Origin of the sequence: Kribbella voronezhensis (assembly GCF_004365175.1) — a bacterium.
Taxonomy (GTDB): Bacteria; Actinomycetota; Actinomycetes; order Propionibacteriales; family Kribbellaceae; genus Kribbella; species Kribbella voronezhensis.
Map to the genome: position 1 here is coordinate 531,125 of NZ_SOCE01000001.1, position 14,081 is coordinate 545,205.

At 68.3% G+C, this 14,081-nt stretch carries 13 protein-coding genes; 6 read left to right on the forward strand and 7 right to left on the reverse strand.

What is annotated here, in order from left to right; all coding sequences use genetic code 11:
- The first annotated feature begins 7 nt into the window (after positions 1-7).
- Complete coding sequence (locus tag EV138_RS02390; protein WP_133976821.1) at positions 8-2,371, forward strand: transglutaminase TgpA family protein; 2,364 nt, start codon at positions 8-10, stop codon at positions 2,369-2,371.
- Between the two features lie 498 nt (positions 2,372-2,869).
- On the opposite strand, the gene EV138_RS02395 is transcribed toward EV138_RS02390, so the two are convergent.
- From EV138_RS02395 to EV138_RS02410, 4 genes are all read right to left on the reverse strand, one after another.
- Positions 2,870-3,373 carry an SCO2097 family morphological protein gene (locus tag EV138_RS02395; RefSeq protein ID WP_133976822.1) on the reverse strand — a complete coding sequence of 168 codons (504 nt, stop codon included), beginning with the start codon at positions 3,371-3,373 and terminating at the stop codon, positions 2,870-2,872.
- Between the two features lie 549 nt (positions 3,374-3,922).
- Positions 3,923-4,669 carry a class I SAM-dependent methyltransferase gene (locus EV138_RS02400; RefSeq protein ID WP_133976823.1) on the reverse strand — a complete coding sequence of 249 codons (747 nt, stop codon included), beginning with the start codon at positions 4,667-4,669 and terminating at the stop codon, positions 3,923-3,925.
- 393 nt (positions 4,670-5,062) lie between these two features.
- On the reverse strand, positions 5,063-5,536 hold the full coding sequence (locus EV138_RS02405; protein WP_133976824.1) for an SAV_6107 family HEPN domain-containing protein: 474 nt from the start codon (positions 5,534-5,536) through the stop codon (positions 5,063-5,065).
- Complete coding sequence (locus tag EV138_RS02410) at positions 5,533-5,892, reverse strand: DUF6504 family protein (RefSeq protein ID WP_112240446.1); 360 nt, start codon at positions 5,890-5,892, stop codon at positions 5,533-5,535. Before EV138_RS02410 ends, EV138_RS02405 begins: the two co-directional genes overlap by 4 nt.
- Before the next feature lie 337 nt (positions 5,893-6,229).
- Here EV138_RS02410 and EV138_RS02415 point away from each other — a divergent pair, with 337 nt between their 5' ends.
- The 3 genes from EV138_RS02415 to EV138_RS02425 are packed head-to-tail and all read left to right on the forward strand — an operon-like array spanning position 6,230 to position 8,396.
- Positions 6,230-6,832 (forward strand): DM13 domain-containing protein, encoded by a 603-nt coding sequence (locus EV138_RS02415; RefSeq protein ID WP_133976825.1) that lies wholly within the window; start codon positions 6,230-6,232, stop codon positions 6,830-6,832.
- 51 nt (positions 6,833-6,883) lie between these two features.
- Complete coding sequence (locus EV138_RS02420; protein ID WP_133976826.1) at positions 6,884-7,915, forward strand: DUF4037 domain-containing protein; 1,032 nt, start codon at positions 6,884-6,886, stop codon at positions 7,913-7,915.
- A 10-nt stretch (positions 7,916-7,925) separates the two neighbouring features.
- On the forward strand, positions 7,926-8,396 hold the full coding sequence (locus EV138_RS02425) for a YbaK/EbsC family protein (protein WP_133976827.1): 471 nt from the start codon (positions 7,926-7,928) through the stop codon (positions 8,394-8,396).
- A 73-nt stretch (positions 8,397-8,469) separates the two neighbouring features.
- On the opposite strand, the gene EV138_RS02430 is transcribed toward EV138_RS02425, so the two are convergent.
- From EV138_RS02430 to EV138_RS02440, 3 genes are all read right to left on the reverse strand, one after another.
- On the reverse strand, positions 8,470-9,012 hold the full coding sequence (locus tag EV138_RS02430; RefSeq protein ID WP_133976828.1) for a dihydrofolate reductase family protein: 543 nt from the start codon (positions 9,010-9,012) through the stop codon (positions 8,470-8,472).
- A gap of 211 nt (positions 9,013-9,223) precedes the next feature.
- Positions 9,224-9,964 (reverse strand): nucleotidyltransferase, encoded by a 741-nt coding sequence (locus EV138_RS02435; RefSeq protein WP_133976829.1) that lies wholly within the window; start codon positions 9,962-9,964, stop codon positions 9,224-9,226.
- 10 nt (positions 9,965-9,974) lie between these two features.
- The gene (locus EV138_RS02440) at positions 9,975-11,894 is read right to left on the reverse strand and encodes an N-acetylmuramoyl-L-alanine amidase (protein WP_133976830.1); all 1,920 of its coding nucleotides are present in this window, start codon (positions 11,892-11,894) and stop codon (positions 9,975-9,977) included.
- A 183-nt stretch (positions 11,895-12,077) separates the two neighbouring features.
- Here EV138_RS02440 and EV138_RS02445 point away from each other — a divergent pair, with 183 nt between their 5' ends.
- Complete coding sequence (locus EV138_RS02445) at positions 12,078-12,689, forward strand: DUF4126 domain-containing protein (protein ID WP_133976831.1); 612 nt, start codon at positions 12,078-12,080, stop codon at positions 12,687-12,689.
- The gene (locus tag EV138_RS02450; RefSeq protein WP_133976832.1) at positions 12,689-13,996 is read left to right on the forward strand and encodes a phytoene desaturase family protein; all 1,308 of its coding nucleotides are present in this window, start codon (positions 12,689-12,691) and stop codon (positions 13,994-13,996) included. The genes EV138_RS02445 and EV138_RS02450 overlap by 1 nt, the downstream gene beginning before the upstream one ends.
- Positions 13,997-14,081 lie beyond the last annotated feature (85 nt).

Genomic DNA, 14,081 nt, shown 5'->3' on the forward strand with positions numbered 1-14,081 from the left:
AGACCCGATGACCGGCCACGCCAGGATCTCCCTGGCTGCCTGGGGAGCGACCGTCCTCGGCTCGCTCGTCCTGACCCCGGTCTTCTCCGGGCCCTTCCTCTTCGTCAGTGCGTTCTTCTGCGCTGCTGTCACCGGCGTCGGGATCCTGCTGCAGAACCTGCGGGTACCAAGGTTCGTCGTACCGGCGGTCCAGTTGGTCGTGCTGGTCGAGCTGATCTCGTTCTTCTTCCTGCGCGACACCTTGCGGTTCGGACTGGTGCCCTGGCGGCAGACCGTCGTCGAGTTCAACCAGCAGATGGTGAACGCGATGGACTCGATCAATCGCTTCAGTGCGCCGCTGCCACCCGACTCGCACCTGACCTTGTTCGCCGTCTCGGTGATCTCCGTGACCGGGCTGCTCATTCACCTGATCGCCGTACAGCTCAAGCAGGCCGCGTGGGCCGGGCTTCTGCTACTCACCATGTACACGGTGCCTGCTGCGACTGTGCACGGTGGACTGCCCGCGCTGCTGTTCATCCCGCCGGCCATCGGCTACATCGTGCTGTTGTCGGCCGAGGGACGGACCAGGCTGAGCAGGTGGGGCCGCCGGATCTCCGGCGTCTCGCATCTGGATGCTGCCGAGCCGATCGAGGCTTCGGCGCTGGGCCAGGCCGGACGGCGGATCGGCCTCAGCGTGGTCGCGCTGGCGGCCCTTCTGCCCGCTCTGCTGCCGGCGCTGCCCGAAGGTGTCATCGGCAACGGACTCTCCGGCACTGCTGCCGGCGGTGGAGCCGGCGCGTCGATCTCGGCGACCGATCCCATGCTCGACATGGGCAAGAACCTCAAGCGCGGCGACAACGTCACCGCCCTGACCTACACCGGCGGCCCGGCCGACGGTACCTATCTGCGGCTCACGGCGCTCGACCTGTTCGACGGCAACACCTGGCGGATCTCACCGCGGCAGACCGGCCGCAAGATCACCGGCGACCTGAGCGGCCCGCCTGGGTACTCCGGTGACCTGAGCAAGGTGCCGACCACGAAGATGCAGATCGACGTGTCCCGCAGCTTCCGCTCGCAGTTCGCTCCGGTGCCGTACCCGCTGCACTCGATCTCGTTGAAGAACCGCTGGCGCTACGACGCGAGCGCGCTCGACGTGGTCTCCGGCAACGGCCAGGTCGTGGGTGGCCAGAAGTACAGCCTCACGGCGTACGATCTCCAGCCGACTCCCCAGGATCTGTTCGACGCGATGCCCGGCGGCGAGCCCGACCAGTACACCAGCGACGTCCCGGCCCGGACCGATCCGAAGATCAAAGCCAAAGCCCGCGAGGTCACGGCCGGTGCCGACGGCAACAAGTTCGAGCAGGCGGTCGCGCTGCAGAAGTGGTTCCGGACCGAGGGCGGCTTCAACTACAGCACGGAGAACTCGCCCGGCAGCGGGATGCGGGCGCTGAGCGCCTTCCTGCTCCAGAACAAGACCGGGTACTGCGAGCAGTTCGCCACCGGGATGGCCCTGATGGCCCGCATCCTCGACATCCCGGCCCGCGTCGGGATCGGCTTCCTGCCCGGTCAGCCCGGCAAGAGCGGCGAGCACATCGTCCGGATGCACGACATGCACGCCTGGCCCGAGCTGTACTTCCAGGGCGTCGGCTGGGTCCGGTTCGAGCCGACCCCGTCGACGCAGGCCTCCACCACGCCGAGCTGGACCGACTCGTCCGGCGCGATCATCATCGCGCCGACGACCGCCCCGACCACGGCACCCACCACGCCGGGCAACGCCGAGTCCCCCGACATCAGCAAGCCGAAAGACCCGCGCGACGGGGCGGACAACGCCGGCCTCGGCCCGGTGGACACAGGCAACTGGTTCACCAACGGCGGCGGCAAAGTGATCGCACTGACGCTCGGCGTACTGCTGGTCCTGTGCATCCCGTGGTTGATCCGCGCACTGACCCGACGGAAGCGGTTCGCCCGTGCACCTGGACGGGCCGGCGTCGAAGGGTTGTGGGCAGAGATCCGCGACGGCTCGCGCGACCTCGGCCTCGACTGGTCGGACACGGCCACGCCGCGCCAACTGGGCGACTGGCTGATCTCACAGCTTCCCGCTGATGCGCACCCGGCAGCCCTGCGGCTCGCCCGCGGCGTCGAAGCCGTCCGGTACGCCGGTCTCACGGATCTGAAGGTCGACCTGCGAGCCGAGGCCCGCACAGTCAGCAAGGGCCTCTGGAGCCAGGCGAAGCTGACCCGCCGCTGGCGCGCGAGACTCCTACCCCCGTCCTGGCGCTGGTACCTCAATAGAGGCAGCAGCGAAGCCTCCGACCTCCTCGACGAGTTCGACCTGGCCCTCGCCCGCCTCCGCTCCCTACTCCTCCCCCACCGCCGCCGCCCCGCCAACTAACCCACCCTCAACCAACCCGCGGCCACAAGTCGCCGGACACGCCAGGCGCAAGACGACTACCCGTTGCCCTGCATACCCGACCGGCCACCTGCTCGGCCCGTCCGCACAACCACCACGTGCGCATCCCTCCGAGCGGGCCACACCTGCTCGCCTGCCCGGGGCGTCACCACCTGCCCGGCTGCCCGAGACGACCGCCACCTGCCCGCCTGTTCAAACAGCACCACGTGCTCGCCTGTCCGAGCGGCCACCGCGTGCTTGCCAGTTCGAAGCGCCCCGCCTGTTCGTCTCTTCGGAGCTTCTTACCCATCGAGAGCTTGGGGCTTGAATTCGGCGCGAGGCGGCGGTTAGGGGTGGCGAGCGGGCGAACGTAGTACGGGGCTGCGCGCGCGCTGGGTGCTGGACGGGCGTCCGGAAACCACAACCACACCCGGCGCCGAAGCGTGGGTGTGGTTTGGGTGTCGGTGTCAGCCGGGCGGGATCGTCAGCGGCGCGAGGGCGTCAGAGGTCCTCGTCGCGGCGGCGACGCCAGCGGTCTTCCATGCGCTCCATGAAACTGCCGGAGGAGTCGTGTTTGGTTCGGTGCCGCCTCGACTGCGGCGGGGGCGGCGGGATGTCGTCCGCGTCGCCGGCGTTGCTGATCCGCTTCATGCTCAGCGCGGCGATGTAGAGGCACGCGACCATCACGATGAAGCCGAAGACTCCGATGATGGTGTTGGGGATGATCGCGCCGGCCATCAGTATCACGATGCCCAGCACGAATCCGACGCCGGCAAGAATTGCCCGGCGCTTGTAGTACAAGCGCACATTGGTCCCTCGCATGGCGGAAACGAACTTCGGGTCTTCCGCAGCGAGGGCGCGTTCGAGCTGCTCGAACTGGCGCTGCTCTTCTTCCGAGAGGGGCACCGTCGATCCCTCCATGGTGAGCGCGATCTCGATAGGCCAGCTCCAGTCTAGGCCGCCGGTGCGGTCCACGAAACCCTGACCGCCCGTCCCGCGCGTCACGGTCCGGCAACTCCACACCGTAATCACCCTAATTTCCCACCCCCACCCCCTCAAACCGCACCTTTCACCGCTTCCATCCGAGCCCCCAACCCAGTCGGTCGCCGCCCTCACCTCCACCACCCACCACACCCAGTGACCACTCGCCACTCCCCTCCCGACCCGCGCAACTACCGCGTCGCCAAGCCGCCGCAACTCGCCACCGCCGCGCCTGCCACACACCCACAGCCCAAACTCAGAGGACACGCAGAGCATCCACGTCGGCCAAGCCTGCCGGGGTGAGCTGCTGGCGCGTGCCGGGCGGTGACGGTTAGCGGGTGGCGAGGATGTGGAGCTGGGCGGCTACGGCACGGCAATCGCAGTGCCGACCCACGGAGTTCCACATCGGCCAGGGCTGCGGTCAGCCGCAGGCGGCGGCCGGGCGGTAGCGGTCAGCGGGTGGCGAGGATGTGGAGTTGGGTGGCTATGGCACGGAAGGCGCAGAGCCGACCCACGGAGTTCCACATCGGCCAGGGCTGCGGTCAGCCGCAGGCGGCGGCCGGGCGGTAGCGGTCAGCGGGTGGCGAGGATGTGGAGTTGGGTGGCTATTGCGCGGAAGGCCGGGTGTTGGCTGGCGGAGCGTTCCAGGTCCGCCAAGGCTTCGGCGGCGCCTGGTTCGGAGTCTACGAAGGCGGAGGGGACGAGGTCGGTGAAGGTGCGTACGCCGTGAATGGTGTGAACCATGAATCCTGCGTCAGCAAGCAGTCCGGTGATTCCGGCTTCGTCGAAGCGGCGGGGCATCGGATCCGTCGGCCCCCAGCGCCCGTCCGCGTCCTGCAGGGCGACCTTCGCCTCGGCGAGATGGCCGGCGAGAGCGCGAGCCAGGACGACAGCGTTGCGTTGGGCAACCAAGAGACTGAGTACGCCGCCCTCGCGCAGTACGGACGCCATTGCCTGCAACGCTTGAGCGGGATCGTCGACGACCTCGAGCACACCGTGACAGAGCACGGCATCGGCACTCGACTCCCCCGCGAGACCTGGCAACTCGGCGGCATCACCCTGAACACCGTGCACAAGCTTGCTGACACCCTCGTCGCTGGCGCGACGCTCGAGCGAAGCCAACGCATCCGGACTCGGGTCGACGACCGTGACCCGGTGCCCTTCCACAGCAAGCGGTACGGCGAACCCGCCGGTGCCGCCGCCAAGATCCACGATGTCCAACCCGGCACCGGGATCGATCCGCGCCCGACCGGCCAGTGCGACCCGCAGAGCTTCGGCGACCAGCGCCGTACGTACCGAGCGGCGACGTCGGTCGACCATCGTGAATGCCCTCCTCGGCTACGAACCCGTTGCGGGCAACACCCTACTTCCCACCCCACCACCAACAGACGACCGACCACGCCCGTGGTCCCCTGCCGCCTTGGAACGCACGTCGGTCAGAGACGGCCGCAAGGCTGGCCGACCGAATGCAATGGAGGCAGGGCGACCGCGCTCGTCGGTGGTGAAGGTGGTGGATTAGCTGGCTTGCACACACGACTCGGCGAGAAGAGCGGCCCTGGTAGCTCTTCGCAGCCAAATCGGTGGACTCGCTACCAACCAAGTCCGCGATCGCCTGCTGCCTTGGAATCGCCCTTCGGTCAGCGGCCGGAAGGCTGGTTGGCCGGGTGCGATGGGGGTAGGGCGACCGGGGTTGTCGGTGGTGGGGTGGGTGGGTTAGCTGGCTTGCATCCAGGGTTGGGCTAGGACTGATTCGGGGGCGAAGGTGGTGGTGAGGGTCGGCTGGGTGGCCAGGTGGAGGCTGGACTCGACCAGCTCGTAGAACGTCTCTACGGCGCGGACCAGGTCGTCGGCCTCGCGGGTGGTGACGGCTCGCTCCAGGCCCGCCTCGGCGGCGGCGCGTTGGGTGGCGCCGGCGGCGAAGAAGCTTGCCCATTCGCCGAACTCCGGGGCGACCTCGGCGAGCAGCACCCAGGCGTTGCGCTGGACGCGGCGCCGGGGGCCGGACCGCACCGGGCGGGCCCGCACGGCGAGGACCGCCGCGGCGACCCGGAGGGCTGCCACGTGAGCGCTCGAGTACTTCAGCAGGTGGTCGGCTGATTCGCGGGCCTCGGCCAGCGCAGCGCGTGCGCGGGACAGGTCGCGGCTGGCCGAACCAGCGGCTGCCGGTGAAACCGGTGAAACTGTCATCGGTCCGTCACCCTCTCCAGTTGCCAGCGGCCGGAGTCCGGGTCGTGCGCGAGATCGAACATCTCCCGACGACCGTGCCGGCCGCACCCCGCCTCTACTCGGAAGACCGCCCGTTGCGGTCCCCAATCAGCGTCCAACACACCGACGGCCGCGGATGATCCCGCGACGGCTGTGGCGGTCGCCGCACCGACGCCGGAGCCGATCACGCCGCGCTCCCACCAGGCTGCGGTCTCCACCCACTGGGCCTCGACGGCGCAGACCCGCCAGAGCCGGCCTCGCCACAGGAACTGCTCCGGAGTCTCGATGCCGTCCACGACGCCTGAACGCACCTCAACGGCTTCGTCGAACTCCCACATGCTCCATCGCCTCCTGTGTGCGAACTTCTTCCCCTGGGCAGCGGCCCGGTGGGTGGGCGCCGGGTGGGGGTCGAGGTCCACCACGGCGCCCGGCCCACCGGGACCACCGGTTACCGATGCGGCCGCAACTCCGCACCGGAGTCGTCCAGTTGCTCCGATCGGCCCCCGCCGGTCTCCCGACGACACCGGGCTGGGGTCAATCGAACATCTGTTCGAACACTTGAAGCGTAGCGCTGCCCGGCGACAATCGTCAACGGGACGTAAGGCCGGCGTGGTTCCCGCCCGCCACTGCGCCGGACAGACTGGGAATCCAGCCTGAGCCGAGCCGAGGAGTCCGATGCCGACACCGAGCCGACGCACTGTCGCCGTCACCGCGCTGGCGGTGGCAGCCGTCGTCGCAGCGGTCGCGCTGCCGCTGTTCCAGCCGTGGCGGCTCTTCACCGACAAAGTCGTCGATGAAGCGCTCCCCGGCACCGGTCCGATCTCCATGACCTCATCCTCACCGGCGCCACCGACAATTTCCGGCGCCTCGGGCCGGACCCCCACCAAGACACCTGGTTCCGGACCACCGGAAACGCCCGCGGCATCCGTAGTACAGGCGTCGGGCCGGTTCATCTCCCACGAGCACCACACGGAAGGGGCTGTGGCCGTCATTCGGCTTCCGAGCGGAGTGCGCGTTCTGAGGCTGACCGGGCTGGACACCTCCGACGGGCCCGACCTGGAGGTCTGGCTGAGTGACGCCGCGGTGGTCGATGGCAAGGCCGGCTGGCACGTGTTCGACGACGGCCGCTATCGGAGCCTCGGGCAACTGAAAGGCAACCACGGCAACCAGAACTACGTCGTCCCCGCCGACGTCGACCTGTCGGTCCTCAAGAGTGTCTCGATCTGGTGCAACCGTTTCAACGTCTCGTTCGGAGCAGCCCGGCTGGACCTCACCTGAGCCTGTGGAAAACGTCAGGTGACCGCGGCCAAATCGAACTAGAGTCGCCGCATGACCAAGACAGGGTTCGTTTCGGCAAGGAGGCTGAGCGCCGACTTCCACGATGACGTGATCCGGCCGCTGCTGGGCGAAACCCCTTATGCAGCAGGCTTGCTGGGCTGGGGCTCCGACGTCCTCGGCTACGACACGGAGCGCTCCACCGACCATGGCTGGGGTCCGCGGCTGCACGTCCTGGTGGATGCGGGCGAGGTCGAGCGAGTCACCAAGCTGATCGAGGCGCACCTACCCACGCAGTACAAGGGGTATGACGTCCGGTTCGGCTTGGATGGTCAGGAGCCCGTGCACCACATCACGGTGAAGACGGTCGGCGAGTGGCTCGACGGTCAGGTCGGTCGTGATGTCAGCAACGGCATGACCGTCGAGGACTGGCTCATCACGCCACAGCAGCAGTTGCTCGGGGTTGTCGCCGGGCCGGTGTACGCCGACGACGGCCGGCTGCAACGCGTTCGTAGGGCGCTCAGCTGGTATCCCGATGACGTCTGGCACTGGATGCTCGCCTGCCAGTGGTCCCGGATCGCGCAGGAGGAGGCCTTCGTCCAACGCACCGCGGAGGTCGGTGACGAGCTCGGATCACGGGTCGTCGCGGCTCGCCTGGCGCGCGACCTGATGCGGCTGGCGCTGCTGATGGCCCGCGCCTACGCGCCGTACACGAAATGGCTCGGTACGGCGTTTGCGCGGCTGGGCCATCCCGACGGGCTCGACCGCGACCTGGTCGAGGCGGTCGGGGCGGCAACTCTCAAGGAGAGGGAGAAGGCGCTGACCACGGCGTACGAGAAGGCCGGACGCCGGCACAACGAACTCGGCATCACGGAGTACGTCGATCCGCTGCCGAGGCAGTACTTCGACCGTCCCGCGATGGTGCTCGACGCCGGACGGTTCGTGCGAGCGTGTCTGGCGGAGGTCGACGATCGACACCTGCACGAGCTCGGACTGGTCGGCGGCATCGACCAGTGCGCGGACAACACCGATGTGCTCAGTAATCCGGCCGTCTACCGTCGGCTGGTCACCATGTACCAGGAATAGGGTTTCAGCTGTGAGTACTCATCCCAATGTCCAACTGGTCGCGGACGCCCTGGAGGCGGCCGGTGCGACCGGTGTGATCCGGATCCTCGACGACGCGGTGCCGACGGCGGCGGCCGCGGCGGCCGAGCTCGGCTGCGAGGTCGGTGCGATCGCGAACAGCCTGATCTTCGACGGCGACGGCTCGCCGGTGCTGATCCTGACCTCGGGTGCGCATCGGGTCGACACGGCGAAGATCGCGGCCGAGCTCGGGATCGCCAAGCTGCGCCGGGCCACGCCGGAGTTCGTCAAGCAGCACACCGGCCAGGCGATCGGCGGGGTCGCGCCGGTCGGTCACCCGGCGCCGGTGCGGACGTTGGTCGACACGGCTCTCGATCAGTACTCCGAGGTGTGGGCGGCCGCCGGGATCCCCCACTCGGTCTTCCCGACGACCTACACCGAACTGCTCAACCTCACCAACGGCACACCGGTCACGGTCAACTAGACCGCCACCGAGGTGAGCGCGTCGGTGACGGTCGATCAGGCGCCGCTGAGGTGGGAGCGTGAGTGGCGGTCAACTAAGCCGGCGTTGATGTGAGGGCGTAGGTGAGGGTGACGGCGCCGGTGGGGTGGGGCCTGGTGGCGACGAGTGACCAGGCCGACGGCGTCTCGCCGAAGAGGCGGGTGCCTTCACCGACGACCACGGGGTCGACGATCAGGCGGAGTTCGTCCACCAAGGCGGCGGCGAGCAGAGACTTCACCAGGGCGACACTGCCGGTGATCAGGATGTCGCCGCCGTCTTGCTCCTTGAGTTCACGGATGGACGTCTCGACGTCGCCGCTGAGCTGAGTGGAGTTCGACCACTCGAGCGGCTCGGCGCGGCTCGTCACGACCAGCTTGGCGATGCCGTTCATCAGTTCTGCCATCCGGCCGTCGGCGGTCGGCCAGTAGCCGGCGTGTTCGTCGTAGGTGTTGCCGCCGAGCAGCATGAGGTCCGAGTTCGCGAGCGAGTCCTCGGTCTGCCGGCCGGCTTCCTCGGTGGAGTACGGGCCGTGCCAGTGCTGCGGACCGGACACGATCCCGTCAAGCGTCGAGAACAGTTCCGCGGTGGTCTTCCTCATCCTGCGTCTCCTTCACTCAGTTGACCTGCTGTCGTCAGTGCGTCGGACGAGCACGAAACAGATCGACAAAATGCCGAAGAAGAAGCCAAAGGAAGGAAGGCGGAGAGCGCGGGGCCGCGGGGAGCAAGGCGGAGAACCCGGCGGCGCGGGGAGCAAGGCGGAGAACCCAGGGGCGTGGGGAGGAAGGCGTGGAGGTCGGGGGCGGGCGGGGTCAGTTGAGGAGGTTGGTTATCTGGGTGCGGACGAAGGTGCGGGCCAGGTGGCCTCGGTGGAGGCGCCAAGGGGACCAAGGTGGGATGCCAACAGCGGCGTAGCGGCGGTTTTGGATGTCCTGTACTACGGCCGGTGGCGCGCCCAGTGACGGGAGTTCGGCGATCGCGGCCTGCTTGGTGATCAGGCGGCCGTCTCGGAGGGTGCGACCGGCGCGGGCGACGGTGACCAGGCCGAGGTCGACCCAGACGTCGGTGTACCAGCGGGTGCGCTTGGCGGTCGCCGGATACCAGAAGTCCTGGAGGTCGCGGCGGACGAAAGCGGCCAACTCCTCGTCGGTAGTTGCTGGAAGCAACAAAGAAGGCGGCGGTCCGAAAAGCGCCACATCCCCCAGAGTCAGTTCCCGACGACTGACCGGACTCACCGGCCGGTCGAAGTACCGCTCCTGCGCGAACGTCGGATGACGCAACGAGGCGTCGCCCAACTCCCCCACCGGCACATACGTGCAGTGCAACTTCTTCGCCAACGCGGACGACTTGATCAGCCCCCGGTGAACCTCGATCAACCCAGGCGGATCCGTCACCGGAGTCTCCAGCACAGCGATCACATCGAAGTCGCTGCGCCCCAGCACGAAGTCGCCGAGCGCCAACGACCCGTGCAGCCACACAGCGCGCACGGGAAGCACCGCGCGGATGGAAGCGACGAAGCCGCCCAGCAGTGACTGGACGGCTTCGTCTGGCATGCAGCAGAGCTTAGAAGGCCGGCTTCAAATCCACATCCGCGGCGCGGACGTACACCATCCGGTGGCCGAACCAGATCTGGTAGTAGCGGTCCTTGCCGAGCACCTGGACGTGATCCGTCGGCGGCTCACCGGCGAACGTCACGGCCCGGTAGTAGTCCGTCTCGATGTTCGCGTCACCCACGGGATAGGCCTGCCCCGCGCCGATCGTGTACTGCAGCGGCGTGACCGTCTGATACGGAATGCCCGCCGGGTACGCCGCCTGCTCGGGGTACGCCCGGCCGTAGACCGGCACACTCGCCTTGCCTGCCTTCGGCTTCACCACGAGCCCCGGCTTGGCAAACGCGTCCGGTGCCGACGCCGGGTTCTTGAACCAGCCCTTGGCACCGAGGTACCAAACCGCCACCCAGTCACCCGACCGCTCAGCCACCACGTACTTCGAACCGGCCGCAGCCCGCGCGCCGATGTCGGACACCTGCGTGGTGCTGTCGGCCCCGTTCGGCCGGTTCCCCAGGTCCTTGACCAGCGGAGCCGCGTCGTCCGGCGCCTGCCGCAGGTAGACGAAGTTGGTGCCCTGCGGCGGGCAGGTGCCGTCGGTGTTGCAAGCGGTGACGACCTGCACGTTGTCGGAGAAGCCGGGCTTCACGGTGACGATCGAGCCGACCCTGACCGGGAAGATGTTGTGCCCGTAGATCGGCGCGCCCAGCAGGTCGAAGTAGTGCTCCCAGTCCCAGTACGGTCCCGGATCCCAGTGCATGCCGGCCACTGTCGACGGGAGCGTGCCGGACACCTGGTCGTGACCGATGATGTGCGCGCGGTCCAGCGGGATGTTGTTCTTCTGCGCCAGGTAGCGGACCAGCCGGGCCGAGTTCCGGTAGAGCGCCTCGGTGTACCAGGTCGCACCCTGGGCCGCGAAGCCCTCGTGCTCGATACCGATCGAGTGCATGTTGACGTACCAGTTCCCGGCGTGCCAGGCGACGTTCTTGGTGTCGACGTGCTGCCAGATGTGCCCGTCGGACGAGCGCATCGTGTAGTGCCAGCTCACGTACGTCGGGTCCTGGATCAGGTTCAGCGTCCCCTGCCAGCCGCCTTCGGTGTCGTGGATGACGATGTAGTCGATCTTGCCGGTCTTCGGCCGGTTCGCCAGGTCGTGGTTGCCGTAGTCACCGGCACCGGGCCCGTACTGCGAGTAGGGCGCCGGCAGCGACTCGCAATCCAGCTGGGCGGGGCACTCGGTGGCGCCGGTGGCCGTCGTAGCCGCGCGCAACCCGGTCCGGGCGAGCTGGGACTTGGCAGGCGTGACCTTCACAGCAGGCATGACGATCTGCTGACCCGTGTTCGTCGTACGAGCCGCGCCGCGGGCGAGGATCGCGTAGACGTCATCGGCGAAGGCAGAGGCGCCGGCCTGGTCCGACGCACCGGAGTACGAGCCGACAGCGCCGTACCAGTCGGCAGCGGACGTGTCCGCGCCTACCGGGAGCTTCAGTGAGCGCTGGTAGTCGGCCAGCAGAGCTGCACCACCAGCGATGTTCGCCGCAGGGTCGTTGCGCAGGGCAACCGGGTCCAGCCCGGTCAACGTCGACGCCTTGTCCAGTGTGCGCAAGGAGTCCGCCTTGGCCAGCTCAGCGCCGCCGGACCGCTCCTCGAACTCGCCGGGGTCGACAGACGTCAGGTGCATCAGCCCGTAGCCGCCCGACGTACTGGGCTTGCCCGCGTGATCGTCCCAGCGCGTCTCGGCGTACGACACAGCCAGCAGCACCGACTCCGGTACGCCGTACTTCTGCGACGCGGCCTGGAACGCTGACGCGGCAGCCTGCGTGGACGGCCCGGGCGAAGCGGCAGCAGCCGGTGGACCGCCGGACGACACGCCGATCACGGATATGGGCAGCGCTACCACTGCCAGTGCGGCGAGAATCTTCGGACGACGAAGCATGATTGATCTCCCTGACCCGTATGGGGGTGGCCGGGCTGATAGTCACACAGACCAGCAGCCTGTTCACTTTGGGTCGCAAACAAGCCGATGTCAACGGTTAACCAAAACTCGGATCGAAAGGTTCGATACTGACCACGCGTATCGTCCGACCGGGTTGCAACTGAGGGTTACGGAGTACCGATCATGGAAGCGTTGCCGCTGGCGTTCACGACGGGCTGGGCGAGTGGGATCAACGCCTATGCGTGCGTCCTCATCCTCGGCCTGCTCGGCCGGTTCGCGGATGTCGACAGCGTCCCCAAGGGGCTGACCGGCAATGCCGTGCTGATCGCGGCCGGGGCCTTGTTCGCCTTCGAATTCGTCGCCGACAAGATCCCGTACATCGACTCGGCCTGGGACGCGGTCTCGACCGTGATCCGGCCCACCGTCGGTGCGATCGTCGCGGCGCTGGTGGCCGGGCAGGCCAGCGACCTGCACCAGGCGATCATCGCGACCACCGGCGGGGTGACCGCGCTGCTGTCACACTTCGTGAAGTCGAGTCTGCGGCTGGCCATCAACACCTCCCCCGAGCCGGTCACGAACATCGCCGCCTCCTCGGGCGAGGACGTCGCGGTCGCCGGCGTGGTCTCGCTGGCCGCGTTCCACCCGACCGCGGCCCTGATCATCGCGGGCATCCTGTTGCTGATCGGGCTCGTCTCGGTGTACTTCGCCTTCCGCGCGATCCGCCGCGGCCTGGCCAGATTCCGGACCTGGCGGGAAAGACGGAGCAGTCCGGCGGCCGGGAGCAGTGCTGCCTGATGGCCCGGGTGATCGTCATCGGGGCCGGCCTCGCCGGTCTCGCCAGTGCGGTGCGGCTTGCCAAGCTCGGCCATCAGGTCACCGTCTGCGAGCAGGACGGACGTCTCGGCGGCGCCCTCGGCCGAGTCGACGCGGACGGCTTCAGTTGGGATGCGGGAGCAGCGAGTACGACGCTGCCTGCTGCCCTGCGCGACCTGTTCCGCAAGTCCGGCCGGCCCATCGAGAGCCTGGTCCAGCTGGACCCGATCACGCAGCCGCGCCGCCATCTGTTCGGCGACGGGTCCGTCCTGGACCTTCCGGTCGGCGACCGGGCCGGCCAGCTCGACGCCTGGACCGATCTGGCCGGTGCGAAGACCGCCCAGCGCTGGACCGACCTGGTCGACAGCTACGGCGAGACCTGGCAGGTACTGCGTAAGACCTCGCTCGAGCCGCCCCTGATGGACCGGCTGCCGTGGAGCGCGATCCGGGTACTGAAGCCCTGGCAGTCGCTCGCCCGGGTGGCCGACAGCCGGCTCGACGACGCCCGCGCCCGCGCAGTACTGCGGTACTACGCGACTCAGCACGGCTCGGACCCCAAGCTCACGCCCGGCTATGTCGGTGTCTGGTCGTACCTCGAACGCACCTTCGGCCGCTGGACCGTCGACGGCGGCTTCGGCGCGGTCGCTGACGCGCTCGCGCAGCGGACCAGTGAGCGCAAGGTCGACGTACGCACCCAGTCCGAAGTCGTTGCCGTCCGCAGCAAGAACGGCACGGTCACCGGAGTCCGGCTGGCCGACGGGACGCAGCTGCCAGCCGAGATCGTTGTCAGCGACATCGATCCGCGTGAGCTCTACGAGCGACTGGTCGATGACCCGAGAGCCAAGAAGGTGCGGCGCAAGGTGCTCTCGACGCACCAGGCGCAGGCGGCGTACGTCGTACATCTGGGACTGCAGGAACCAGTGCCGGAGCTGCCCTTCGAGACGGTGCTGCACGGCGACCCGACCGTAGTAGTGCGCACTGGTGGAGTAGCACCCGCTGGGCACCGCGCCTGGTCCGTACTGGTGCACGGCTACCCGACGGACGACGTACTGGACCTCCTGGTCGCGCGCGGCCTCCACATCCGGGACAAGGTGGTCTCCCGGCAGACGTCCTCGTCCTGGCTGGCCGGAGTGGCCTGGGAAGGCTTCCGCACCGCCCGCAAGCGCGCCGCGAACGTCTCCCCCGTCAAGGGCCTGTACTGCGTCGGCGCAGGCGCCCACCCCGGCACAGGAGTCCCGGCGACGACCCTGGGCGCGGCAATCGTCGCCGACGCCATCGGGAAAGCCTGAGACCGCCCTAGGGCCGTTGGGAAGCTCGCACTAAGATTGATCGTTCATGTGTTCCATGTCGGGTAAATCGCCCGGCAGTAGAGAG

Bases quoted from the DNA above. Each gene is read 5' to 3' on its own strand.
- EV138_RS02390 (WP_133976821.1), top strand. From the start codon at position 8: ATGACCGGCCACGCCAGGATCTCCCTGGCTGCCTGGGGAGCGACCGTC.
- EV138_RS02400 (WP_133976823.1), bottom strand. From the start codon at position 4,669: ATGGTCGACCGACGTCGCCGCTCGGTACGTACGGCGCTGGTCGCCGAA.
- EV138_RS02405 (WP_133976824.1), bottom strand. From the start codon at position 5,536: ATGACAGTTTCACCGGTTTCACCGGCAGCCGCTGGTTCGGCCAGCCGC.
- EV138_RS02410 (WP_112240446.1), bottom strand. From the start codon at position 5,892: ATGTGGGAGTTCGACGAAGCCGTTGAGGTGCGTTCAGGCGTCGTGGAC.
- EV138_RS02415 (WP_133976825.1), top strand. From the start codon at position 6,230: ATGCCGACACCGAGCCGACGCACTGTCGCCGTCACCGCGCTGGCGGTG.
- EV138_RS02420 (WP_133976826.1), top strand. From the start codon at position 6,884: ATGACCAAGACAGGGTTCGTTTCGGCAAGGAGGCTGAGCGCCGACTTC.
- EV138_RS02430 (WP_133976828.1), bottom strand. From the start codon at position 9,012: ATGAGGAAGACCACCGCGGAACTGTTCTCGACGCTTGACGGGATCGTG.
- EV138_RS02435 (WP_133976829.1), bottom strand. From the start codon at position 9,964: ATGCCAGACGAAGCCGTCCAGTCACTGCTGGGCGGCTTCGTCGCTTCC.
- EV138_RS02440 (WP_133976830.1), bottom strand. From the start codon at position 11,894: ATGCTTCGTCGTCCGAAGATTCTCGCCGCACTGGCAGTGGTAGCGCTG.
- EV138_RS02445 (WP_133976831.1), top strand. From the start codon at position 12,078: ATGGAAGCGTTGCCGCTGGCGTTCACGACGGGCTGGGCGAGTGGGATC.
- EV138_RS02450 (WP_133976832.1), top strand. From the start codon at position 12,689: ATGGCCCGGGTGATCGTCATCGGGGCCGGCCTCGCCGGTCTCGCCAGT.